The 22,707-nt window shown below is 47.0% G+C and carries 21 protein-coding genes; 12 read left to right on the top strand and 9 right to left on the bottom strand.

What is annotated here, in order from left to right:
- Positions 1-120: 120 nt before the first annotated feature.
- Together murI and OKC24_RS10355 are read right to left on the bottom strand one after the other, a co-directional pair.
- Entirely contained in the window at positions 121-990 is an 870-nt protein-coding gene (murI, locus tag OKC24_RS10360) for a glutamate racemase (protein WP_130143805.1), read from the bottom strand.
- A 48-nt stretch (positions 991-1,038) separates the two neighbouring features.
- Positions 1,039-1,650, bottom strand: coding sequence for a DUF1285 domain-containing protein (locus OKC24_RS10355; RefSeq protein WP_130143806.1), 612 nt, complete (start codon positions 1,648-1,650; stop codon positions 1,039-1,041).
- Positions 1,651-1,841: 191 nt separating this feature from the next.
- On the opposite strand from OKC24_RS10355, the gene OKC24_RS10350 reads away from it, so the two are divergent.
- Complete coding sequence (locus tag OKC24_RS10350; protein WP_130143807.1) at positions 1,842-3,554, top strand: electron transfer flavoprotein-ubiquinone oxidoreductase; 1,713 nt, start codon at positions 1,842-1,844, stop codon at positions 3,552-3,554.
- Positions 3,555-3,644: 90 nt separating this feature from the next.
- On the opposite strand, the gene tusA is transcribed toward OKC24_RS10350, so the two are convergent.
- Positions 3,645-3,902, bottom strand: coding sequence for a sulfurtransferase TusA (tusA, locus tag OKC24_RS10345; protein WP_005007096.1), 258 nt, complete (start codon positions 3,900-3,902; stop codon positions 3,645-3,647).
- Between the two features lie 277 nt (positions 3,903-4,179).
- Here tusA and OKC24_RS10340 point away from each other — a divergent pair, with 277 nt between their 5' ends.
- Positions 4,180-5,019: a CorC family transporter gene (locus OKC24_RS10340; RefSeq protein ID WP_005007094.1), complete on the top strand. Its 840-nt coding sequence runs from the start codon at positions 4,180-4,182 to the stop codon at positions 5,017-5,019.
- Positions 5,016-6,575, top strand: a complete 1,560-nt coding sequence (lnt, locus tag OKC24_RS10335; RefSeq protein ID WP_130143808.1) for an apolipoprotein N-acyltransferase — start codon at positions 5,016-5,018, stop codon at positions 6,573-6,575. The genes OKC24_RS10340 and lnt overlap by 4 nt, the downstream gene beginning before the upstream one ends.
- Positions 6,576-6,657: 82 nt before the next feature.
- Here the strand turns inward: lnt and OKC24_RS10330 are convergent, their stop codons facing one another.
- The 4 genes from OKC24_RS10330 to gspF all read right to left on the bottom strand — a co-directional run bounded on the left by OKC24_RS10330 (position 6,658) and on the right by gspF (position 9,655).
- The gene (locus OKC24_RS10330; RefSeq protein ID WP_130143809.1) at positions 6,658-6,996 is read right to left on the bottom strand and encodes a tRNA-binding protein; all 339 of its coding nucleotides are present in this window, start codon (positions 6,994-6,996) and stop codon (positions 6,658-6,660) included.
- Positions 6,997-7,244: 248 nt separating this feature from the next.
- Positions 7,245-7,580, bottom strand: a complete 336-nt coding sequence (locus OKC24_RS10325; RefSeq protein WP_130143810.1) for a hypothetical protein — start codon at positions 7,578-7,580, stop codon at positions 7,245-7,247.
- Between the two features lie 283 nt (positions 7,581-7,863).
- Positions 7,864-8,367 (bottom strand): type II secretion system major pseudopilin GspG, encoded by a 504-nt coding sequence (gene gspG / locus OKC24_RS10320; protein ID WP_131276238.1) that lies wholly within the window; start codon positions 8,365-8,367, stop codon positions 7,864-7,866.
- Positions 8,368-8,449: 82 nt separating this feature from the next.
- The gene (gene gspF / locus OKC24_RS10315) at positions 8,450-9,655 is read right to left on the bottom strand and encodes a type II secretion system inner membrane protein GspF (RefSeq protein ID WP_005007082.1); all 1,206 of its coding nucleotides are present in this window, start codon (positions 9,653-9,655) and stop codon (positions 8,450-8,452) included.
- 151 nt (positions 9,656-9,806) lie between these two features.
- On the opposite strand from gspF, the gene OKC24_RS10310 reads away from it, so the two are divergent.
- The 9 genes from OKC24_RS10310 to OKC24_RS10270 all read left to right on the top strand — a co-directional run bounded on the left by OKC24_RS10310 (position 9,807) and on the right by OKC24_RS10270 (position 18,802).
- Complete coding sequence (locus tag OKC24_RS10310; protein WP_131276239.1) at positions 9,807-12,029, top strand: primosomal protein N'; 2,223 nt, start codon at positions 9,807-9,809, stop codon at positions 12,027-12,029.
- A 67-nt stretch (positions 12,030-12,096) separates the two neighbouring features.
- Positions 12,097-13,941, top strand: coding sequence for a monovalent cation:proton antiporter-2 (CPA2) family protein (locus tag OKC24_RS10305; RefSeq protein WP_131276240.1), 1,845 nt, complete (start codon positions 12,097-12,099; stop codon positions 13,939-13,941).
- A 50-nt stretch (positions 13,942-13,991) separates the two neighbouring features.
- A complete protein-coding gene (gene hslO / locus OKC24_RS10300; protein WP_005007075.1) occupies positions 13,992-14,867 on the top strand; it encodes an Hsp33 family molecular chaperone HslO in 876 nt (291 codons plus the stop codon).
- Positions 14,868-15,104: 237 nt separating this feature from the next.
- Positions 15,105-15,557, top strand: a complete 453-nt coding sequence (locus tag OKC24_RS10295; RefSeq protein ID WP_130143815.1) for a DUF2147 domain-containing protein — start codon at positions 15,105-15,107, stop codon at positions 15,555-15,557.
- A 310-nt stretch (positions 15,558-15,867) separates the two neighbouring features.
- Entirely contained in the window at positions 15,868-16,326 is a 459-nt protein-coding gene (locus OKC24_RS10290) for a DUF2147 domain-containing protein (protein ID WP_131276241.1), read from the top strand.
- 175 nt (positions 16,327-16,501) lie between these two features.
- Positions 16,502-16,966, top strand: a complete 465-nt coding sequence (locus tag OKC24_RS10285) for a DUF2147 domain-containing protein (RefSeq protein ID WP_131276242.1) — start codon at positions 16,502-16,504, stop codon at positions 16,964-16,966.
- 160 nt (positions 16,967-17,126) lie between these two features.
- On the top strand, positions 17,127-18,101 hold the full coding sequence (locus tag OKC24_RS10280; protein ID WP_131276243.1) for a DnaJ C-terminal domain-containing protein: 975 nt from the start codon (positions 17,127-17,129) through the stop codon (positions 18,099-18,101).
- Between the two features lie 11 nt (positions 18,102-18,112).
- Positions 18,113-18,451, top strand: a complete 339-nt coding sequence (locus tag OKC24_RS10275) for a chaperone modulator CbpM (RefSeq protein WP_005007066.1) — start codon at positions 18,113-18,115, stop codon at positions 18,449-18,451.
- 84 nt (positions 18,452-18,535) lie between these two features.
- Positions 18,536-18,802, top strand: a complete 267-nt coding sequence (locus OKC24_RS10270; RefSeq protein WP_005007065.1) for an HP1242/YdcH family protein — start codon at positions 18,536-18,538, stop codon at positions 18,800-18,802.
- 229 nt (positions 18,803-19,031) lie between these two features.
- On the opposite strand, the gene OKC24_RS10265 is transcribed toward OKC24_RS10270, so the two are convergent.
- Both OKC24_RS10265 and pnp read right to left on the bottom strand, forming a co-directional pair.
- On the bottom strand, positions 19,032-20,270 hold the full coding sequence (locus tag OKC24_RS10265) for a magnesium transporter CorA family protein (RefSeq protein ID WP_130143819.1): 1,239 nt from the start codon (positions 20,268-20,270) through the stop codon (positions 19,032-19,034).
- A 101-nt stretch (positions 20,271-20,371) separates the two neighbouring features.
- Complete coding sequence (gene pnp, locus OKC24_RS10260) at positions 20,372-22,459, bottom strand: polyribonucleotide nucleotidyltransferase (RefSeq protein ID WP_171457685.1); 2,088 nt, start codon at positions 22,457-22,459, stop codon at positions 20,372-20,374.
- Positions 22,460-22,707 lie beyond the last annotated feature (248 nt).

Genomic DNA, 22,707 nt, shown 5'->3' with positions numbered 1-22,707 from the left:
ATCCCGCATGCTCTGGCTGCTAATATGACTACCCCAATATAAACACTTAATTTCTAAATGCTTAATCTATAAATAATTATTACTAAAACAGTAAAAAAGCTACATTAATTTATTTTGCCTTTAATTGCTAATATTCTCCACCGTCCAAGTCAAATCTTCTGAAATCAGGCGGCTTAAAATTGGCTTTAAATTTTCCGCATTTCGCCCACTGACGTAGCATTCGATTCGGACAGCATCTTTACGATCTTGCTCAAATAATAACTCATTTTTTATTAAAATGCGGGCTGTTTGACGCGCAACGGCAAATCCAGAGTCAATTAATGTCATTTTCTGACCAAAAATATGCTGAATGGCGGGTTTTAAGAAAGGGTAATGGGTACAGCCTAAAACTAAAAAGTCAGCACCTTGATCAACAGCAGGCTGTAAAATCTCCTGCAGCGTCTGCAGGCAGGCCGCGCTCATTTGTGCGCCGGCTTCCACAAATGGCACCAAATCCAGATTGGTCACGGGCATGACCTGCACTTGGGCAGGTTTAGCAAAACACTCCACAATTTCTTTAATCAGCTGGCCTCTAAAGGTTGCCGGAGTAGCCAGCACGGCGACCGTTTTGGTTTTGCTTTGCAGCACGGCAGGCTTTAAGGCGGGCACTAAGCCGATAATCGGAAAATTTTCGCCATAGTGCGCGCGCAGATAATCTAGACTGAACGCAGATGCGGTATTGCAAGCCACGACTGCAACTTTGCATCCTTTTCTGTACAGCCACTCAATAGCATGTGCAGTGAGTTCTCGGATTTCCTGATCATCTCTGGGGCCATACGGCACATGCGCTGTATCGGCATAATAGACAATGTGCTCATTCGGCAAATGCCGCGCAATTTCCTGAGCCACCGACAACCCGCCAATGCCCGAGTCAAAAATCCCAATTGGCGCATCAGCAGCAGCTTTCGGCATTGGATCATTAAGCGGATAAATAGGATGAATAGCGGTCATAGCTTCAAATTCAGAAGTTGCGGTTTGAGATGATGAAAAGCTTAAACCTCAGGCGCCTAATTGCAAGTAAAAATCGCCGCTTTTCAGGCTTAATATGGTTTCGCCTTGCGCATTTTCAAGCATCTCGCCCATTTCAATTAAATGAAAAAAAGCCGCCCGCTGAATAACTGCATTCAGCCCAAAACGCACAGCAACATAAGGGCGCATTTCTCCAGCAAATTCACGCATAAAAACCGGATGCTGCGCATCGACAATAATTTCATCCTGCGTGCTTGTGATCAGCTGAATATAGCATTTTCCCTGCAATTCAATTTGATTGGCCTGATTAACAAATAAGGGTTCGTCTTCCACCCGTATTTCAATCTGCTCGGCAGGCGTTTTTAAATAGAATTTCCCCTCTTCTTTCCACAGCACCGCAGAGAACAGGTCAATCAGCGCCTTCCGCTTGATCAATTGACCTTCGTGCCACCATTCTCCATTGGCCTTAACCTCTAAGTCCATGGCGCCGCAGTGCTTTGGGTGCCATTGATCCAAAGGCGGAATTGACTTTTTGTGACCGGACTGTCCATCTTTTAAGTATTGTGCAATACCCATTAAATTTTTATTATCGCCAAGAGCTGCTGTTTTCGTCGGATTTGGTGTTTTTTCTTGATTATTCATAGCAGAAGACCCTAATGACGGCAAAATATGATGGTTCAGCCAATTGGCTAGACCAATGTTTAAAACTATACTAGCCCACAATATAAATGACACGATAATTTATTTGTGTCTGGAAACAAAGAACACTCATGGCAGCGCCGTTTATAGAGTCAAAAGCGGTAGCCACCTTTAAACCAGATGAGGAGTCCTACATGGAACACATCGAACGTGAATCGATGGAGTTTGACGTAGTCATCGTTGGCGCAGGCCCTGCTGGCCTTTCTGCTGCGATTAAAATCCGTCAACTTGCAATTGAAAATAACCTGAACGATCTGTCCGTTTGTGTCGTGGAAAAGGGCTCCGAAGTCGGTGCGCACATCCTCTCTGGCGCTGTGCTTGAACCGCGCGCGATCAATGAACTCTTCCCTGACTGGAAAGAACAAGGCGCGCCTTTAAATGTGCCTGTGACTGAAGACAAAACCTATTTCTTATTGTCTGATGAAAAGTCTCAGGAAATGCCGCATTGGATGGTGCCTAAAACCATGCACAATGACGGCAACTATGTTATCTCTTTAGGTAACGTTGTGCGCTGGTTAGGCGCAAAAGCGGAAGAATTAGAAGTATCAATCTTCCCGGGTTTTGCGGCGTCTGAAATCCTTTACCATGCAGATGGTTCTGTAAAAGGCATTCAAACCGGCGACATGGGCATTGGCAAAGACGGTGAACCGACGCACAACTTTACCCCTGGCTATGAGCTGCATGCAAAATACACTATTTTCGCTGAAGGCTGCCGCGGCCACTTGGGCAAGCGCTTAATCGCTAAATTTGATTTAGACAAAGACGCCGATCCGCAGCATTACGGCATCGGCATTAAAGAGCTTTGGGAAATTGACCCGGCTAAACATAAAGCTGGCACAGTGATGCACGGTGCTGGCTGGCCATTGACGGAAACCGGTTCTTCAGGCGGCTGGTGGCTGTACCATGCGGAAAACAACCAAGTGACTTTGGGCATGATTGTCGATCTGTCATACACCAACCCGCACATGTATCCATTCATGGAAATGCAGCGCTGGAAAACCCACCCGCTGATTAAGCAATATCTTGAAGGCGGCAAGCGCATTTCTTATGGCGCACGCGCTGTGGTGAAAGGCGGCTTCAACTCTCTGCCGAAGTTTACTTTCCCAGGCGGTTCTTTGATTGGCGATGATGCAGGCTTCCTGAACTTTGCAAAAATCAAAGGCTCTCATACGGCGATGAAATCCGGCATGCTGTGCGGTGAAGCGGTATTTGAAGCAATTGCGGCCGGTGTAGAAAAAGGCGGCGATCTTGCCATTGCCCGTGTCACCGAAGGTGAAGATTTCTTCGCGAAAGAATTGACTGCTTATACAGAGAAGTTCAACAGCAGCTGGCTGAAAGAAGAGCTTTATAACGCGCGCAACTTTGGCCCAGCCATGCATAAGTTTGGTACGTTTGCAGGCGGCGCGTTCAACTTTATTGATCAAAACGTCTTTAAAGTGCCGTTCACGCTGCATGACTTGCAGCCTGACTTCAGCGCGCTGAAAACAGTGGATGCCAATAACGTCAAGCCAAACTATCCAAAACCGGATGGCAAACTGACCTTTGACCGCTTGTCTTCAGTATTCGTGTCAAATACTGTGCATGAAGAGAATCAGCCTGCTCACTTGAAGTTGACTGATGCTTCTATTCCAGTGAATGTAAACTTGCCAAAATGGGATGAGCCTGCTCAGCGCTACTGCCCTGCCGGTGTTTACGAAATCATGGAAAATGATGACGGTTCGAAACGTTTCCAAATCAATGCAGCCAACTGTGTGCACTGTAAGACCTGTGATATTAAAGACCCTTCTCAAAACATCACTTGGGTAACACCTGAGGGCGGCGGCGGTCCAAATTACCCGAACATGTAATTTATTTTAGATAAAAAATTAAACCCGCATAATGCGGGTTTAATTTTTTAAAATGATAAAAATCAAAATATTTCACGACTTCAAAAAGCGTTAGCCCTTTTGAACTAAATAATGAAATTCCTTATTGCCGTTTTCATCCAAACGCTCTTCCTGCAGCAGCAGTTCATGTCCTAAATGCATGCAGAATTTTGGGATATCCCAAGAAGTAGAATTATCCGTTGCAAATACTTCCACCACATCTCCAGACTTTGACTTGCGGATTGCCTGATGCAGCATCATGACGGGCTCTGGACAGCGCAGGCCACGGGTATTTAACTGAATGCTCGGGATAATTGCAGGTTCAGACATCGCACAGCTCAAAAAAAGAAAACCCGGCTAGTTTAGCATAGCCTGCGCCAAATTCAGTATGCCGCGGCTTATCCCCCAGGCATCCGAATCATCAGCAAAGACAGGGCATAAAAGCGCTCAATGAGCCTATTCTTATGCGCTGCAGGCAGGCATCCGCCGCTTGCACGATTTTGATCTGAACATTCAGATTTCCCTTTGGAATAGGCATAGACAACTGTATTTTCTGCGGTATGATAAAATCACATTTTTTAGATATTAAGCGTCTTCAGGAAAGATCATGAACGATGAATCAGGCCCGTCGTGGGGCATGCGCGGCTTACGTAAATGGCTAGGCACTGCGCCGGAAACCCGCGATGAACTGTTAAAATTAGTACAAGATTCACGTCGTTTTTTAGAACCCGATACTGTTGCCATGCTTGAAGGCGTGCTTGACCTTCCTGCAACAAAAATCCGAGAGGTCATGACCCCGCGCACAGCGATGATCAGCCTTCAAGAAGATGATGAACTGCTGGATATTCTGCATGTGCTGATTGAATCGGCGCATTCACGCTTTCCGGTATTTTCATCAGATCAGCCCGATAATGTCGTGGGCATTTTGCTGGCCAAAGACCTGCTGCCGTTCTTAACGGACCGCAGCTCAAAAGTCGATGTCCGCGCGCTGATGCGCCAGCCGCTGTTTGTTCCCGAAAGCGCCCGCTCAGATCAAGTCTTGCGCATGCTGAAAAATACGCAAACGCATATTGCCGTAGTGATCGATGAGTACGGCACAACTTCAGGCTTAGTCACGCTTGAAGACATTTTAGAAGAAATTGTCGGTGAGATCGAAGATGAGCACGACAACATTGATGAAGAAGCTGAATTCATCATCCCTGACGCAGACCCGAAAACCGCCAATACATGGCTGGTTCAGGCGCTTACACCAATTGAACATTTCAACAATGTTTTAGATGCAGATTTTTCTGACGATGAAGTAGAAACTGTCGGCGGTCTTTTGCTTCAGGAAATTGGTCTAGTGAGCGATTTACAAGGTCAGGTCATTGAACTTGAAAATTGGGAATTTACCATTCTGGAGGCAGATGCGCGCACTATCCATCTGATTCGAGCTGTCCGTAAATGAGAACCTATTTTGACAAACTGTTAAATCCTGCAGAACAACAAAAACAGCTCCCGTTAATTTACCCTTTGCTGATTGCGCTGTTTTCCGGCGCAGTCTTCAGCTTTGCGCTGGCGCCCTATTATTACTGGTGGCTGGCGATTCTATCCCCTGCACTGCTGTATGCCTGCCTGCGTAAACGCACGGCCAAGCAGGCTTTCGCCATTGGCTGGTCATATGGCATTGGCTTATGGTTTGTCGGCGCATTCTGGCTGTATACCTCCATTCATGTCTACGGCGACACCAATTCTTTTTTAAGCGTCTTGATGATTGCCATTATGGCCTTAGTGATGGGGCTGTTCACTGCGGTGCAGACATGGCTTTACCGCCGTTTTTTCCCAGAAACGCCCTTAACCTTTGCGCCACTGTGGGTGCTGTTTGAATGGTCTAAAACTTGGGTATTCACGGGTTTTCCATGGCTGTTTGCCGGTTATGCGTTTACGGAACGCTATCTCGACAGCTATGCGCCATTGTTTGGGGTATTTGGCGTATCTTTCGCAGTGATTGTTCTCGCCTGCGCGCTGGTTGAGATTCTGAATAGAAAAGTGTTTTGGATGGCGCCTGCTGCTGTTTTACTCCTCGGCGCATGGGGAGCATCCCAGCTCACCTTTGTCGAGCAGAAAGCTGAGAAGCCATTATCCGTTTCACTGATACAGGGCAATATTCCGCAGGACTTAAAATGGCTGACCGAATATCAAACCAAAACCTTAATGATTTATGCCCAGCTGAGCCGGACTGAATGGGGCCGCGATCTCATCGTTTGGCCTGAATCTTCCATTCCGCTGTTCCAAACTGACATTGAGCCGTTTTTAGACGCCATGAATGCGCAGGCAAAAAAAACCGGTACAGCTTGGGTTACGGGCATTCCTTACTGGGATCTGCCTGAATCGAAGCGCGAAGGCCAGCCGATGTACTACAACAGTATTATGGCCAGCGGTGATGAATCTGAAGGACTATACAAAAAACAGCGCTTAGTGCCCTTTGGTGAATATATCCCGCTGTCCGGCCTGCTCAGCTGGGTGCTGCCTGCCCTGCAGAATGACCCGTCAATGAGCGGATTTTCCCGCGGCGCCAGTGATCAAAAGCCCTTATCTGTGAAGCATCATGATTTAGGCGCGGCCATCTGCTACGAAGTGGCTTACCCGAACCTGACCCGGCGCAATGCGCAGCAGAGTGATTTTCTGGTGACCGTATCCAACGACGCTTGGTTTACCGGCACAGCAGGCCCATTGCAGCATCTGCAAATGGTGCAAATGCGCGCGAAGGAAAACGGCCGCTGGTTTATCCGCGCCACCAATACCGGTGTAACCGCGTTTATTGACCATCATGGGCATATCGTAAAACAGGCGCCGATGGATAAAGAAGCCGTGCTGCGCGGCGATCTGCCGGCAATGCAAGGTGAAACCCTGTATATGCGCCTCAGCGATTGGCCAATTTTGGCTTTCTCACTCTTGCTGCTGATTATGGGCTGGATTTACCGTCCGCGCAAAGTCGACGTATCATTTAAATCACGCAGATAATTGACTGCCAGCCTGAAAATAAAATTGAATCAGAAAAATTAAAAACCGAGCCTCAGCTCGGTTTTTTCTATAGATTTAGGCTTTAAAGCAGTTTTGTGCCCAAAGGCACGTCAGCATCCGGCACACACAATGCAACATGTCCAACTGCATTATGAAAACCCGTGATCAGGCATTCAGACTGAATTGGACCAATCTGCTTTTTTGGGAAATTCACCACTGCAGCGACCAGCTTGCCCACCAGCTGCTCAGGCTGATACAACTGCGTAATTTGCGCACTGGATTTTTTGATACCCAGCTCTGCACCAAAATCTACATGCAAAATATAGGCTGGCTTACGCGCCTGCTCAAAGACCTCCGCCTGAATAATTCTTCCGGCACGGATCTCCACTTTCAAAAAATCATTCCATTCAATCTGCTGCATTCTTTGCATTGCTCCTGCATGTTATTCATCCACAGTATAAGCAAGCCTTGGCGCATTGCCCTGTGCTGAAACAGACAAGGCATCCCGCAATCTGGACAATTTCGACACGATTAAAAGTAGACCATTCAAAAAATGGAGTCCGTCAATTTTTCATAAAAAAACCAGAGTCATCGCCCTGGTTTTTTTAGAATGCTTCACAATTTCAAGCGCGTCCTTCAACGCTATATTATTAATGACGGCGCCTTGATTTAAAATTGCACGGCAATATATGAAATCATCGCAGCCAGTGACAGCATTGGAACATAACGGTACATCTGCACAACCGTATTTTCAAACACGGATTGCTGATCTTGCTTTAATTTTGCAACAGTTGCCTGCAACGCGGACCAGAAACTCAAAACCAGCAGGCTGCTCATCATGCTGATCGCAAAGAAGCCAACCATAATCTGGCTGCTGCCTTCAGTGCTTTGCCACAAATGCAAAATGCCTTGACTGACAGGAAGAATGCTGAGAACTAAAAGAACAGATTTCAGCATTGCCCAATGAAATTGACTGATTTCATCTTCTAAGATTAATGCTTTCATTCTATCCTCCCTTGGCTAAAAAAGTGCCATTAGAGATATTATGCAAGGTTTTATTTAAATTAAAAGCTTATATTTCTTCATATTTTACGATTATTGTAATCAATAATTTTGGGAATAATTCTTATTATAAATATCAAATAGAATTATTATATAATATTTTTATTTTACAGTAGCTTATATTATTTAATTTAATTAATATTGATTATCACTTCACTCAACATTGAAATAACCTATTAAGTGAAGTGCTTTATTCCATAAAAACTGAATAAATAATGATTCTCAATTAATTTTTATAAAAAAGATCCGCATCGTTGTCCTCTCCGCCAGACTGCCCATCTGCGCCAAATGAATACAAGTCATACGGACGGCCTTCCGCGCCTGGAATCACATACTGAATATCATTTTCCCAGCTGTCTTTCGGATAGCCGCCTTTCACATAGCCGCCCGGCAGCCAGTTTTTTGCCGATTCTGGCTTATTCACTAAGGCGCCTAAGCCGCCATCCTGCATAGATGGGTATTTGCCATTGTCCATTTTATACTGATCTAAAGCGCCAGCCACGCTTTTTAAAGTAATTTCAGTGGTATCCACTTTAGCCTTTTCACCGCGCCCCATGACGTTCGGCACAATCAAAGCCGCCAAAACACCGAGAATCACAATCACCACCATCACTTCTATCAGGGTAAAGCCTGAAGCGCGATTCACTCGAGCGCCGCCCTGACGTGCCGCAAGTCCGCAAGCTGCGCTTCCGCTGTGGATTTGATTCACAGCAAGTTCAGTCCTTTTCATTCCATGTCTCTCATTGATATATTGCATGTAGCAGAAATGCCGATTTAGCTTTCAATTATCTGAAATTTTACTCAAAATTTATTTAAATCATATTATTCATATTCACGATCGGCAGCATGACTGCAATCACAATCACCAAAACAATACTGGCCATCAGCACCAGCATCAGCGGTTCCAGTAAAGCCAGCAAGGTTGAAATCAGTGTAGTGACTTCCCGGTCCTGCATGGCCGATGCGCGTTCCAGCATCCGGTCCAACTCCCCTGAAGCTTCGCCGCTTCGAATCATTTGTACCATCATTGGCGGGAAATAACCACTGCGCTCCAGCTGCGTCGCTAAGTTGCCGCCTTCGGTGACTTTTTCAGCAGCTAAATTGACGGAATCCCGGATCACCCAGTTATTGCTGACCGCGGCGCCAATTTTCAGCGCATCGACCAGCGGCACACCGGACTTAGTTAAAATGGACAGTGTGCTGGCAAAGCGCGCGGCATTAATGCCTTTAGAAAGTTTGCTGAATAAGGGAAGCCTCAGCGTCAACCGGTCAAAGGCATAATGCCCTGCAGCTGTTCGCAAGAAGCGCGCCAACAGAAAAAAACCCAGCGCTGCGCCAGCCAGCAGAAATGGCCATGCCGCGCGGATAAAATCACTGGCATTCATTAATGCGACCGTAATCCATGGCAAGGCGCCTTTGTCCTGATCAAAGGTTTTGACAATATCCGGCACCACATACGTCATCAGCCCCATCACAATAGCAAAGGACATCAGCATCAGAATGACCGGGTAAATCATTGCGCCCTGCACTTTCTTCTGCATGGCAAAACGGTTTTCGGTGTAATCCGCCAGCTGATCCAAAATCAGGTCCAGATGGCCTGAACGCTCACCGGCAGCAATCGTCGCAATATATAATTCGGGAAACCGCCCCGCTTGACTGAGCGCATTCGCTAAAGAGTGCCCTTCCAGCACTTTAGAGCGGACAGACATCAATAAGCTCTGCACATGGGCTTTTTCATTTTGCTTGCCCACTGCGCGGATCGCTTCTTCCAATGGAATCGAAGCAGCCACCAGCACGGACAGCTGGCGGGTCAAGAGCGCTAAATCATAAGACGTTATGCTTTTTTGAAACCAGCGGTTTTGCGCTCGCTTCTCTTTTTGCTCGACAGGGTCAACCGCCACGGGAATCAGCGCCTTATCGCGCAGCTGCTGACGGATTTGGCGTGCTGAATCGCCCTCTAGCACACCCTTCTGCTGCTTCCCTGAAGCATCAATGGCGGTAAACTGATATGCTGGCATTGCAATGCTCTAATTTTCCAAAAATTTGGGCAGCGCAGTTGCGCCCAACCCTCAAAATCATTCATATTCTTAGATACAAATTATTTGCCCACTCTAACATAACTCTGCTTCGATCACGACGAAATTTAAAACAGGATGACATCACTTTTTTATGCAAGTTTTAGCCCCTGCCCCAAACACGGTTTACCGGGTCCGCGTTGCCGTTCCAGTCTATCTGTATGACTGTTTTGACTATAGCCTGAGCTTTGAACAATACCAGCAGGCGCAAATCGGCGCACGGGTGGCTGTCTCATTTGGCCGGCAGAATTTAATCGGGGTGATCACAGATAAGCTGGCGCCGGATGCGCCGCTGGACCCCTCAATCAAACTCAAAGCTATCACTGAATTGCTGGATGATCAGGCCATTTTAGACAGCAAAGTTTTAAGTTTGCTGACATGGGCTTCGCAATATTATCAATTTCCCATTGGCGAAGTCATTCAAAGCGCTTTGCCTGCGCTGCTACGCCAAGGCAAGCCCTATAATTTATTGGCGCGCACATGGAAACTGCTGGATGATGATGCCGAGAGCAAAATTAAGCGCTCTGAACGGCAGCAGGAAGCCTATAAAGTATTAAAGCTGCATCCTTCAGGCACGGCAGAAAATTTGCTGAATTTAGCTGGTGTTGAAACAGCAACATTAAAAGCGCTGGAGAAAAAAGGCATTTGCGAATGCGTACTGGACGCGCAGGATTTTAGCCCCATGCCGGTCAGTATGGCGCAGATGCCCCTGACCGCAAATCCAGACCAGAAAAAAGCCATTGAAACCATCCTAAAAGCGCGTAAAAGATATCAAGCCATTCTGCTGGATGGCTTAACCGGCAGCGGCAAAACCGAAGTCTATCTGCAAGTGATGCAAGAAGTGCTGAAGCAAGGCAAGCAGGTGCTGGTTCTGGTGCCTGAAATTGGCCTGACGCCGCAAACCATCAGCCGTTTTCAGTCCCGCTTTCACTGCAATATCGCCCTGCTGCATTCCGGCTTAAATGACTCCAAGCGGCTGCAGGCGTGGCAAGCGGCGCAAACGGGCAAAGCCTCGATTATTTTAGGCACCCGCTCAGCCATCTTTACCCCGCTGCCGAATTTAGGACTGATCGTTTTAGATGAGGAGCATGACCTGTCCTTTAAGCAGCAGGAAGGCTTCCGCTATCATGCGCGGGATATTGCACTGTACCGCGGCCATCTGGAACAGTGCCCCGTGGTGCTGGGATCGGCTACGCCCAGCATTGACAGCTACGCGCTGGTGCAAAATGGCAAAATGAGCTGTTTGGAGCTGAATCAGCGTGCAGGCTCCGCACTCATGCCGAAGATTCATATTCTGGATTTAAAAGTGGCGCAGAAGCAGCACGGCATCAGCCAAATGCTGCTGGATGAAATGAAAAAGCGCCTGGACAAAAAAGAACAGGTGCTGGTGTTTTTAAACCGGCGCGGCTATGCGCCGGTGCTGATTTGCGAAAGCTGCGCCTGGCAGGCCAAATGCCCGCACTGCGATGCCAACTTTACCGTGCACCGCACGCCTTATCAGCATTTGCACTGCCACCACTGCGGCACCATTCACCGCATGCCCAGCCATTGCCCGCAGTGCAGCCATACAGAATTGAAATCGATTGGCATGGGCACAGCCAAGGTTGAAGACAGCCTGAATGAACTGTTTCCTGATTATGATGTGATCCGGGTTGACCGAGATTCAACCAGCCGCGTCGGCAGCTGGCAGAAGATTTACGATAAAATTCAAAAGAGCGAGCCTGCAATTTTACTGGGAACGCAAATGCTGGCCAAAGGCCATCATTTCCCGTATGTGACTTTGGTGGCTATTTTGGATATCGACTCCGGGCTGCTGAGTGTCGACTTCCGCGCGACGGAACGCACTGCACAGCTGGTGGTGCAAGTGGCGGGACGCGCGGGGCGCGGTGAGCGCAAAGGCGATGTCTATCTGCAGACCCTGCGTCCAGAGCATCCGCTGCTGAATACGCTGGTGCAGGAAGACTACCGCCAGTTTGCCAAGCAGACGCTGAAAGAGCGCCAAGCTGCGCTGATGCCGCCGTTCCGTTATGCCGCGCTGATCCGCTGCGAATCGAAAGATCAAAAACTGAATGCAGATTTTTTACAGCAGCATGCCCAGATTTTAAGGCAAAATTCGGAACATGCCGTAGACATCTGGGGCCCGATTCCAGCGCCGATGGAACGCAAGGCCGGACGCTATCAGTCCCATATGGTGCTGCTGTCTGCAGACCGCGCCAGGCTGCATTTCTATATCCGGCACTGGTGGCTGAATATGCTTCATCAGAAGCCTTCCACTATGAAACTGAGTTTAGACATTGACCCGCAGGAGCTGAGTTAAAGCTGTTTTAACCCCTCAGCCCTTTCACGGCATACTGCACAGAAAGAAACAGAACTAGGATGGACACATGTCGCTACTGCTGCAAATCACCATTTTTTTAGGCGCCTCGCTGCTGCTGGTGCCCTTGCTGAAGCGTTTTGGCATCGCAACCGTATTGGGCTATTTATTTACCGGCATGCTGCTGGGGCCGAATGTGCTGAATATTGCCAGCGATGCCGTGGCGATTCAGGAACTGGCCGATTTCGGCGTGATTCTGCTGATGTTTATTATTGGGCTGGAACTGCGTCCGCAGCGCCTGTGGCAAATGCGCCATTCCATCTTTGTCATGGGCAGCCTGCAGGTCGGCATTTCAGGCATCCTGCTGGCAGTAATCTGTTTCTTTGCCCTGCAGCAAAGCATTGCCGCCAGTACCGTGATTGGCTTTGCGCTGGCTTTATCATCCACTGCATTTATTCTGCAGCTATTGACGGAAAAGCAGCAGCTGAACACCACTTTTGGCCAGCAGTCTTTTTCCATTCTGCTGTTTCAGGATATGGCGGCCATTCCATTAATTGCCATTATTCCGCTGCTCGCCGGCACAGAATCAACCCATCACGGCGTGGCCTACTTTGCTGCGATAGTCGCCACATTTACCGGGCTGTTTCTGTTCAGCCGCTACCTGATGCGGCCCTTTTTCCGTTTTGTCGCCAAAAGCGGCGCGCATGAACTGATCACGGCAGTTGGCCTGTTTATTATTTTGGGCGTCGTGGGGCTGATGGATGTGCTTGGAATCAGCACCACCTTAGGCGCCTTCCTTACAGGGGTATTGCTGGCCGATTCCGAATTCCGCCATGAGCTGGAAGCCAGTATTGCCCCCTTCAAAGGATTGCTGCTCGGCCTGTTCTTTATGACTGTCGGCATGACCACCAAGCTGTCGCTGTTTATTGACATGCCGATGCTGATCATGGGCGGCGCATTAGTGCTGATGCTGGTCAAAATGCTGGCGCTGACCGCCATTGCCCGCTATTTCCGCCAGTCATGGCGCAACAGCCTGATGCTGGCGGCCTGCTTGGCGCAAGGCGGTGAGTTTGCCTTTGTGGTGCTGAGCGTAGCGGTCAGTGAAAAAGTGCTGACCCAAGCCATGATGGAGCCGCTGACCTTAATGGTGACCTTATCCATGGTGCTGACGCCCGTGACCTATTGGCTGATGAATTCAGTGATTTCACCGCGTCTGCAAAAAAGCGATGCAGCGCCCGAATATGACGATATCCCGGATCATCATCCGCCGATTATTATTGCCGGCTTTGGCCGCTTCGGACAAATTATTGCCCGTGTCGCGCATATTCAGCACCAGCCTTTTACTGCGGTTGACAGCAACTTGGATAAAGTTGACTTTGTACGCACCTATGGCGGCCAGCTTTACTACGGCGATGCTGCCCAGCCGGACATTCTGCGCGCTGCCGGCATTGAGCATGCCAAAGTCTTTGTTTTAGCGATTGATGACATTGAAGATTCCATGAATGTTGCGCGCCATATCCGCTTGAATTATCCCAACTTGAAGCTGCTGGTTCGCGCACGCGACCGCCATCATGTCCATCTGCTGCGCGATATCGGCGTCGAGCATATTTGGCGTGAAACTTATCTGTCTTCTCTGGGCATGGCCTACCACCTGCTGCGGGACGTTGGCGTCAGTGAAGATGATGCTTATAAGAGCATTGAGCTGTTCCGCGACTTTGATGAAGCCCTGCTTTCTCAGCAGCAGCACATTTATACCGATGAGCAGAAAGTTTACGAAACACATCGTAACGCTTTAGCGGAGCTGGAACATTTATTTGAAAGCGATACTCAAATCCGCCAGCCCCATACCGGTGTAGATTTGCAGCGTGAACTCAAGCGTGACCGCATTGATGTTACAAGAGATGATCTTGAATGACTTGTGTTTTACAATAGTGTCACCATTAAGGCAGGGTTATGGAGAATTTTATGTCTGATTTACGCCAACGCTTTTTTATTGAAGATAGCCCTGTACGCGGTGAAGTTGTTCACCTTGAGGAAGCCCTGCAAACCATTTTGGCGCAGCGCAGCTATGCTCCTGCCGTACAAATTTTATTGGGTGAAATGCTGAGCGCGACAGCGCTGCTGGCCAGCACATTAAAAATCAAAGGCCGAATCAGTTTGCAAATTCAGGCATCCGGCACATTCAAATGGGGTATGGCGGAATGCAATCACTTAGGTGAAGTCCGCGCCTTAGCAGACTATGAAGAAGACCCGCATTTTCTGCAGGCGGAAAGCAGCAGCACAGTATTAAAAACACTGCAGAATCCAGTGCTTTTCATCAATATCGAACCTGAATTCGGTGAACGCTATCAAGGGATTGTACCTTTGGACCAGCCGACTTTAGCCGGCTGCTTGATGCAGTATTATGACCTGTCTGCACAAATTCCAACCCGCATTGTGCTGGCAAGCACAGCACAGCGCTCAGGCGGCTTGCTGATTCAGCTGCTGCCGCGCAACAGTGAAGAAGAACAGCGCCGTGTTGATGAAGACCTGTGGCCGCGCTTAACCATGCTGACCGAGACATTGAAAGCGGAAGAATTAACCGAGCTGGACACCAGTGAAATTCTGTACCGCTTATACAATGAAGAAGACGTCCGGCTGCCGGAAGCCGAAAATTTGCATTTTGGCTGTACCTGCTCTAAGGAGCGCTGTGCAAACGCATTAATGCAGATTGGCGCGGCAGCTGTCCGTGAAACGCTGGAACATCAAAATCCGATCAGCATGGATTGCCAGTTTTGCAATGCGCATTACAGCTTTACTGCAGAAGAAGCGCTGGGCTTATTTGGCGAGCACCTCAGTTAAAAAAGCCACTAAAAAAAAGCATCCATTTAGGATGCTTTTTTTTATGCAGAAAACAGTCAGCGGATAAACTCCATGCCGCTGCTCTCAAGCGCATTCTAAAACCGTTGAAAAATAGATGAATAAACTTGCTATCCGCGGCTGATCTTGTAAAATTTGCGCGGAAATAAAGCCATAACAGTAATAAAAAACGTTAATTTTCAAATCATAAAAAAATTAAAAAACAATTGGAAACTCCATATGAATCAAAAGTGCCTCTTCAGCCTATTCGCTTTTTTCACCTTCAGCCTGCAAGTGCAGGCAGCCGATATTAGCGGAACATGGAAAACCATTGATGACAAAACCGGCTATGCCCGCGCTGAAGTGAAAATCAGCAAACTCAAAGATGGAAGCTATGCCGGGAAAATTGTCAAAATTCATGCCATTCCTAACCGTCCGGCCATCAGCCATTGTGTAAAGTGCGAAGGCAAACTTAAAAATGCGCCATTGCTGGGCCTGTCCATCCTGTCTGGTTTTGAACACAGCAGCGAAAAGGCCAATGAATACATTAATGGTACAATAATGGACCCTCTTTCGGGCAACATCTATCAGAGCAAAGGCCAATTGAATGCCCGCGGCAATGTTTTGACCCTGCGCGGCTATGTCGGCACCACCTTACTGGGCCGAACCGTCTCTTGGATTCGTATCGACTGATCAGCCATTTCTTGCTGACACTTTGACTGCTGCATTTTTTACAGCGCTTAGGCAAGCAGTCAACAGATTCATCTCAATCCATGAATCGCATGTTCCACATCTATCCCATTGCTATTTTTTAGCCATGCTTTTTCTGCCTAAGCATATACAGCGATTTACTCCACCTTTACATCAATAAGTCGCAATACATTGAAATAATTTAGCTTTATTTAAAAATAGCACTAGAAATCAAACTATATTTCACTATATATTAAATCCTTATTTTTTTTATGCCTTTTAATTTAACGGTTTATAGTTTGAGCTTATTTTCATGAAATTTAATTTAATTACTGCCCTCTTTCTCAGTCTTTACAGCTTCAGCTTTGCTGCATGGGCTGCAGCCGACCCTTTGCTCGGAACATGGAAAACGATTGATGACCGTACAGGCTACTCTCTATCCGATGTCGTGATCAGCAAGGATAAAAATAATCAGTATTCCGCCAAAATTGTCAGTATTCGTTCAGTTCCTGGAACCGCTGCGCAGGACACCTGTATCAAATGCGCAGGCGCTCAGAAAAATATGCCCGTGATTGGCATGACCATGCTGTCAGGTTTAAGCGCCGATCCAGCGCATCAGCATGAATATACCGGCGGAAAAATGCTGGATCTGAATTCCGGCCAGCACTCTGCAGCCCGCGCCCGCCTCATGAACAGCGGCAAACATTTGCTGATCCACAGCCGGGCTGATGGCGCTGCAGTTGGCCGCAATTTAACGTGGGTCAAATACTGAACCGGATTGAATGCGCCAGATTTTTAGATAAAAAGCCTGGCGGTTTGAGGAAAAAATCACAAAAATGCCAGGACCGTGATGAAATTATCAATTTATCCATTTGATTTTTAAAAAAATTATTATAGATTAGTGCATCTGCTCTAAAATCAATTATAAATTTGTTATGGGGAAAAGCATGCAGGGTCTTTATAAAAGTCTACTGACTGGATTATTTTTATCTTCAGTTTCTATGTTCAGCATGGCTGTCACTCATGATCCGCTGATCGGCAAATGGAAAACCATTGATGACCGTTCAGGATATTCCCGGGCTGATGTAGAAATACGCAAAAAACCGGATGGAACTTATGAAGGCGTTATTGTTGAAACCCGCAGTCTGCCTGGCGCTGAAAAAGCGGTCTATTGCTCAAATTGTCCTGGCGCTCTGAAAGGCAAGCCATTTATCGGCCTGCCGTTCGTATGGGGATTTAAAGCCAGTGAAAGCAATCCAAATGAATTTGTAGACGGAAAAGTACTGGATCCGATCGGTGGCAAAATTTATAAAGGCAAAGCAAAACTGAACGCAACAGGAAAGCGCCTGACATTGCGCGGCTATATTGGCATTTCTGTTATTGGCCGCAGCGTGACATGGGTTAAATATTAATACTTTGACAGCATTTAAAAAAAGGCCTCAAATTAGAGGCTTTTTTTTATTGGTTATACTTTGAAACAATATGCATCAAATAAACACTGTTTCATTTCTATGAAGGCCCATATATTGATTAAAAGATTATCAATATTAAGCAGAGTTCATAGTAGAGAATATGGCAAAAAATTATTATGAGGTGCTTGGCGTATCGCGTGATGCTTCACAGGATCAACTGAAAAAAGCCTACCGAAAACTGGCGCGAAAATATCATCCGGATGTAAGCAAAGAAACCGATGCCGAAACCCGCATGCAGGAAATAAATGTCGCTTATGACACCTTAAGCAATGAAGAAAAAAAGCAGGAGTATGACTTTCAGCTGGATCATCCTGAAGGCTTTGGCCAATTTGGCGGTCAAGCTGGACGCAGCGGTTCCGGTTTTGATGATTCACAATTTTACCGCTACAGTTCCAGTCAAAATGGCCAGCAGGCAGATTTCAGCGGATTTGAAGATTTGTTTGGGCGCTTTGGCTCCGGTTTTGGCGGCGGCCATAGCCAGTATCAGCAGAGCCGCCGGACCAAGCAGCCGTATAAAGGCGAAGACCAGCACGCCAGTATCGAGGTTGATTTAGACATTGCCTACACAGGCGCCACCCAGAATATTACCTTGCAGATTCCAACTTTAAATGCTTATGGGGAACCTGAAGTACAGCGCAAAACGCTGCAGGTTAAAATTCCAAAAGGCTTAAAGGATGGCCAGCAAATCCGCCTCAGCGGTCAAGGCCAGTCTGGCATCAATGGCGGCGCCAATGGTGACCTGTATATTGAAGTGCATTACCGCAGCAGTCCCCGTCTGCATGCCGATGGCGCAGATGTGTATATGACTGTTGATGTAGCGCCATGGGAAGCTGCTTTGGGGGAAAGCATTCAAGTCAGAACCTTGGATGGCGGTACAGTTCAGGTCAATTTGCCGAAAAATGCAAAAACAGGCCAGCAGCTGCGCCTCAAAGATAAAGGGATACCAAATAAAACATCTGGTCATTTGTATTTGGTATTAAATATAGTAACCCCTCCTGCTCAAAGTGCGGAAGAGCAGCAGGCATATAAGGCATTTGCTGAAGCCTTTCAGCAATTTAAGCCTAGACAGCCTTAAGGAGTACCCTCATGACAACAATTTATTACCGTGAAATTGTATCTGACGGCTGCGAACAGACTGAAATTGTCGATGAACAGCGCAGTTTTGACTTGCAGCATTTTGCCCAAGCCTGCGGACAAAGCCCAGAATGGGTGCTGCAGCTGCTGGAGTACGATATTTTACCGAACCGGCCCGACAGCCGCGTGCACCAGTTTTTTGGCGATGATATTTCCCGCGCGCGGCGCGCATACCGTTTACAGCGGGACTTTGACGCCAGCTTTACGGCAGTGGCCATGATGCTGGATTTAATTGATGAAGTGCAGAACTTGCGCCGTCAAGTCAAACATCAGCAATTCCAGCCCCACTAATCTATTCTGATCTCTTCGCCAGCAGCCGCGCTGCTGGCGAAGCTGGATATTTTTTTCATTTATCTGAGAGAACTGTTCAAGCTTATGAAAACCAAAGAATGCAATAAAAAGATTAAAAATATGTTTCCTGAATTTAAGGAATTGATACAAAAACTCCGTGAGGACAATCCGCATTTCGCTCATCTTTTTGAGCGGCATGAAGAGCTGGATCAGGAGATTTGCCAGCTTGAACAAGACCCCGTCAACTTGATCAACATTGATATTGAGAGCTTAAAGCGGAAAAAACTGAAACTGAAAGATGAAATATACCGGCTGCTGAAACAGACACAAAACGGCAATTTTGCATTTTAACCCCTTATCTGCAAAGTTCCGGCAACACTCTGCATGCCTCCCAACCCTTGATCTTAATGTGCCTTTCCGGCACAAAATTACAGGGCGGCTCGGCAAATGACAGGGCAGCAATCATCTGCATGCAAATTGAGCTTCCAAGGAAACGGCCCAACTATAGATATTTCTGCTGCTGCCGCAGCATTTAGGATTGCAATTGCACGGAACAGTAAGGCAGACCCAATGACTGGCTTTATTTGATCCTTGTCAGCTTTTCCACTTCTTTTAGTGTGCCTTTCACAGTCTGCTTTAGAGGCTCATAATCTAAAAACCAGAATAAGCTTAAATGCTGATCTTGATTTTGCTGCGCCAGCATATCAATAACGCTTTTCTCACCCCGGCCAACCATATGCCTGCGGTAAAAATAATAAATCAGCAATACCGTGGTGATCAGCATAATGCCCAGCATAATCCAAAAGCCCCGTTCGTATTTCAGCCCCGGAATAAACTCAAAATTCATGCCGTATATCCCTGTCAGCAAGGTCAGCGGTGCAAAAACTGCGGTAATAATTGCAAGAATGCGCATATTTTCATTGGTCTGATTCGCAATGGCTGAAAAATGCAGATCAATCGCCGCCTGTACAGCCCCCCGCAGCCGCATCGTATGCTTCTGAATCCGTTCAATATGGCTGCTTAAATCATCCATCCGCACCAGCATAATATCCTGCCGTTCTGTTTTCTTTTTACCTTTTAAATGCGGGTAATTATCGACAATTTCATCACGCAGCTCCTGCAGGCACTCAATCTGCTCTTCGCAGAGATTTTCAACTTGCTGGAATGCCATGTTTTCCTGCAGCAGCTGCTGCCATTTGCTGAACCGGCGGTGGCCCTGCAGCAGTTCCTGCTGCCAGTATTCTACACGGCGGGTTAGTGGCATGCGCAAATCCAAATAACCATCCACCATGCTGTTCAGCAGCCGCAGCGTAAGATCAAGGGTTGTCAGCGGCAGTTTTTTAGTTTTATTCTGCTCATCTATATTGCGGGCTAAAATAGCATTGATTCGCTGCAGATAATTTTCTACCTCCTTGTTGCCTTTTTCCCGAACGGTAATCAACGCCTGCGGCGTCATAATAAAACTGATGGGCGTTGTAGCCAGCCCAAAAACACGCTCATGCTGTTCTAAAGCCTTTGCACCCGTTTTAATGTCATCGTCAGGGGTAATCAGTTTCCTGAACACCAGCAGATCATAATCATCCATGGTGTCAAAAGAACATGGGTGCTCTAAATTAAGAATATCTTTAAGGTGATATTCATTCAGCCACACTGAGGCCTGTTCAGCAATTTCCCGCTGCCACGCTTCAGCACGGTTCACAACATCTTCGCGGGTGCAGTCTATCCAGATAAATTCAGGTTCTGCTGATGCATCTAAACGGCCTTTCTGCACATAGATATGCTTATCCGCCGGCTGCTGAAAAAATGAATAAATTTGCATGGATCCAATTCTTATTTGTCTTTCCTCCCCTGCATCATGCCATAAAAAAAGCCTGCATCAAGCAGGCTTTTTTTATATTACAAATTCAAAACATCAGGCAATTAAGCTTGTTCAATGTCTTTCATTGTCAATTTAATACGGCCGCGGTTGTCAACATCCGCAACTTGCACTTTCACTTCTTGACCTTCTTTCAATACGTCTGAAACGTTCGCAATGCGCTCATTTGAGATTTGAGAAATGTGAAGCAAGCCGTCAGTACCCGGAAGGATGTTTACAAACGCGCCGAATTCAACGATACGGATCACTTTACCGACGTACAGTGTACCTGGTTCAATTTCAGCAGTCAGCGCTTGGATTTTCGCTACAGCAGCTGAAGCAGCCGCTTTAGTTTCACCAAATACGCGGACTGTGCCGTTGTCTTCAATATCAATCGCGGCTTTAGTTTCTTCTGTAATCGCGCGGATGGTTGCACCGCCTTTACCAATTACATCACGGATCTTGTCCGGGTTGATGTTGATTACCTGGAATGTCGGCGCGAACATAGAAATTTCAGGACGAGCGCGTGAAATCACTTGGTTCATTTCATTCAGGATGTGCATACGGCCAGCATAAGCTTGGTTTAATGCAGACTCCATGATCTCTTCAGTGATCCCTTCGATCTTGATGTCCATTTGAAGCGCAGTAATACCGTTTGCAGAACCTGCTACTTTAAAGTCCATGTCGCCAAGGTGGTCTTCGTCACCTAGGATGTCAGAAAGAACTGCGAAACGTTCGCCTTCTTTTACCAGACCCATTGCGATACCCGCAACTGGCGCTTTAAGTGGAACACCTGCATCCATAAGTGATAAAGAAGCACCACATACAGAAGCCATTGAAGATGAACCGTTAGATTCAGTGATGTCAGATACGATACGGATCACGTACGGGAAGCGGTCAGCTGCAGGAAGAACAGCTTGAACACCACGGCGCGCTAAACGGCCGTGACCAATTTCACGACGTTTAGGACCAGATTCACGACCAGTTTCACCTACAGAGTATGCAGGGAAGTTGTAGTGAAGCATGAAGTTATCAGTTTTAGTACCAGCAAGGGTATCAACCATTAACGCATCACGAGTGTTACCCAGTGTCGTTGTTACCAACGCTTGAGTTTCACCACGTGTGAACAATGCAGAACCGTGCGCACGGCCTAATACGCCAACTTGTACATCAATTGCACGAACAGTTTTAGTATCACGGCCATCAATACGCGGTTTACCAGACAAGATGTTGTCACGAACCGTACGGTATTTAAGATCTTCGAATAATTCGTTTACTTCATCAGCAATGCCAGTTTCGTCATTTTCAGGAACAAATTGAGCCAATGCTTCTTCTTGAAGTGCATCAAGTGCTGCATAACGATCGTGCTTAACAGCAATTGTGTATGCTTCAGAAATTTTCGCTTCGAATGCTTCTTTTAGTTTGCCAAGAAGTTCTTCGTTTTTAACTGGAGCAACCCAAGTTGACTCAACTGCACCAGCAGCTGCAGCAAATTCTTTGATCGCTTGGATCGCGATTTGCATTTCGTCATGACCGAACAATACAGCGCCCAGCATTTGGTCTTCTGACAGTTCTTTCGCTTCAGATTCAACCATCAATACAGCAGATTCTGTACCAGCAACAACAAGGTCAAGATCAGATTCTTTTAACTGTTCGTGGTTCGGGTTCAGGATGTATTCGCCGTTGATCAAACCAACACGCGCGCCGCCGATCGGACCGCGGAACGGTGTGCCAGCAATAGACATTGCAGCAGATGTACCTAACATTGCAGCAATGTCAGCATCCATAGTTTTGTCAGAAGAAATAACAGTTGCTGTAACTTGGATTTCGTTGAAATAGCCCTCTGGGAACAGCGGACGGATTGGGCGGTCAATCAGGCGTGAAATTAAAGTTTCAGCTTCAGACGCACGGCCTTCACGCTTACCGTAGCCACCAGGAATACGACCAGCAGCATATTGTTTTTCTTGATAGTTAACTGTCAATGGGAAGAAGTCTTGACCTGCTTTTGCCTTAGGCTGAGCCACAACAGCAACAAGTACTTGTACGCCGCCCATTGTAATCACAACAGTGTTTGCTTGACGTGCAACACGGCCTGTTTCCAGCACCACATTGTGCTGACCGAATTGGAATTCTTTACGAATAATATTAAACATCGACATGTTTTATTTTTTCCTAGTTCTTGTGAACAATTATTCTAGTGGAGACCCCTAAGGTTTGGCATTCACTCAGCTAAAACTAGCCCGAAACATAAATGACAAAGCTTAGAAGCCGACCTCACTAGAGACATTAAATACACATTTAAGACACAAAGAAGGAGCGAATCATCGCCCCTTCCCCATTATCCAACCAAGGTTGGATAGACTTTAGATTTCAGTATTACGGCATTCGACATGCAATAGTC

Origin of the sequence: Acinetobacter entericus, assembly GCF_026168575.1 — a bacterium.
GTDB lineage: Bacteria > Pseudomonadota > Gammaproteobacteria > Pseudomonadales > Moraxellaceae > Acinetobacter > Acinetobacter bouvetii.
The sequence above is the reverse complement of the archived record's forward strand: the minus strand, read 5'-3'. Positions and strand labels throughout refer to the sequence as shown.

Excerpts from the sequence above, each read along its gene's own strand:
- lnt (WP_130143808.1), top strand. The coding sequence starts at position 5,016 with ATGAGAACCTATTTTGACAAACTGTTAAATCCTGCAGAACAACAAAAA.
- OKC24_RS10275 (WP_005007066.1), top strand. The coding sequence starts at position 18,113 with ATGACAACAATTTATTACCGTGAAATTGTATCTGACGGCTGCGAACAG.
- murI (WP_130143805.1), bottom strand. The coding sequence starts at position 990 with ATGACCGCTATTCATCCTATTTATCCGCTTAATGATCCAATGCCGAAA.
- OKC24_RS10330 (WP_130143809.1), bottom strand. The coding sequence starts at position 6,996 with ATGCAGCAGATTGAATGGAATGATTTTTTGAAAGTGGAGATCCGTGCC.
- OKC24_RS10265 (WP_130143819.1), bottom strand. The coding sequence starts at position 20,270 with ATGCAAATTTATTCATTTTTTCAGCAGCCGGCGGATAAGCATATCTAT.
- OKC24_RS10355 (WP_130143806.1), bottom strand. The coding sequence starts at position 1,650 with ATGAATAATCAAGAAAAAACACCAAATCCGACGAAAACAGCAGCTCTT.
- OKC24_RS10340 (WP_005007094.1), top strand. The coding sequence starts at position 4,180 with ATGAACGATGAATCAGGCCCGTCGTGGGGCATGCGCGGCTTACGTAAA.
- hslO (WP_005007075.1), top strand. The coding sequence starts at position 13,992 with ATGTCTGATTTACGCCAACGCTTTTTTATTGAAGATAGCCCTGTACGC.
- pnp (WP_171457685.1), bottom strand. The coding sequence starts at position 22,459 with ATGTTTAATATTATTCGTAAAGAATTCCAATTCGGTCAGCACAATGTG.
- OKC24_RS10295 (WP_130143815.1), top strand. The coding sequence starts at position 15,105 with ATGAATCAAAAGTGCCTCTTCAGCCTATTCGCTTTTTTCACCTTCAGC.
- OKC24_RS10350 (WP_130143807.1), top strand. The coding sequence starts at position 1,842 with ATGGAACACATCGAACGTGAATCGATGGAGTTTGACGTAGTCATCGTT.
- gspF (WP_005007082.1), bottom strand. The coding sequence starts at position 9,655 with ATGCCAGCATATCAGTTTACCGCCATTGATGCTTCAGGGAAGCAGCAG.
- OKC24_RS10310 (WP_131276239.1), top strand. The coding sequence starts at position 9,807 with ATGCAAGTTTTAGCCCCTGCCCCAAACACGGTTTACCGGGTCCGCGTT.
- OKC24_RS10305 (WP_131276240.1), top strand. The coding sequence starts at position 12,097 with ATGTCGCTACTGCTGCAAATCACCATTTTTTTAGGCGCCTCGCTGCTG.
- OKC24_RS10290 (WP_131276241.1), top strand. The coding sequence starts at position 15,868 with ATGAAATTTAATTTAATTACTGCCCTCTTTCTCAGTCTTTACAGCTTC.
- tusA (WP_005007096.1), bottom strand. The coding sequence starts at position 3,902 with ATGTCTGAACCTGCAATTATCCCGAGCATTCAGTTAAATACCCGTGGC.
- OKC24_RS10280 (WP_131276243.1), top strand. The coding sequence starts at position 17,127 with ATGGCAAAAAATTATTATGAGGTGCTTGGCGTATCGCGTGATGCTTCA.
- OKC24_RS10270 (WP_005007065.1), top strand. The coding sequence starts at position 18,536 with ATGAAAACCAAAGAATGCAATAAAAAGATTAAAAATATGTTTCCTGAA.
- OKC24_RS10285 (WP_131276242.1), top strand. The coding sequence starts at position 16,502 with ATGCAGGGTCTTTATAAAAGTCTACTGACTGGATTATTTTTATCTTCA.
- OKC24_RS10325 (WP_130143810.1), bottom strand. The coding sequence starts at position 7,580 with ATGAAAGCATTAATCTTAGAAGATGAAATCAGTCAATTTCATTGGGCA.
- gspG (WP_131276238.1), bottom strand. The coding sequence starts at position 8,367 with ATGAAAAGGACTGAACTTGCTGTGAATCAAATCCACAGCGGAAGCGCA.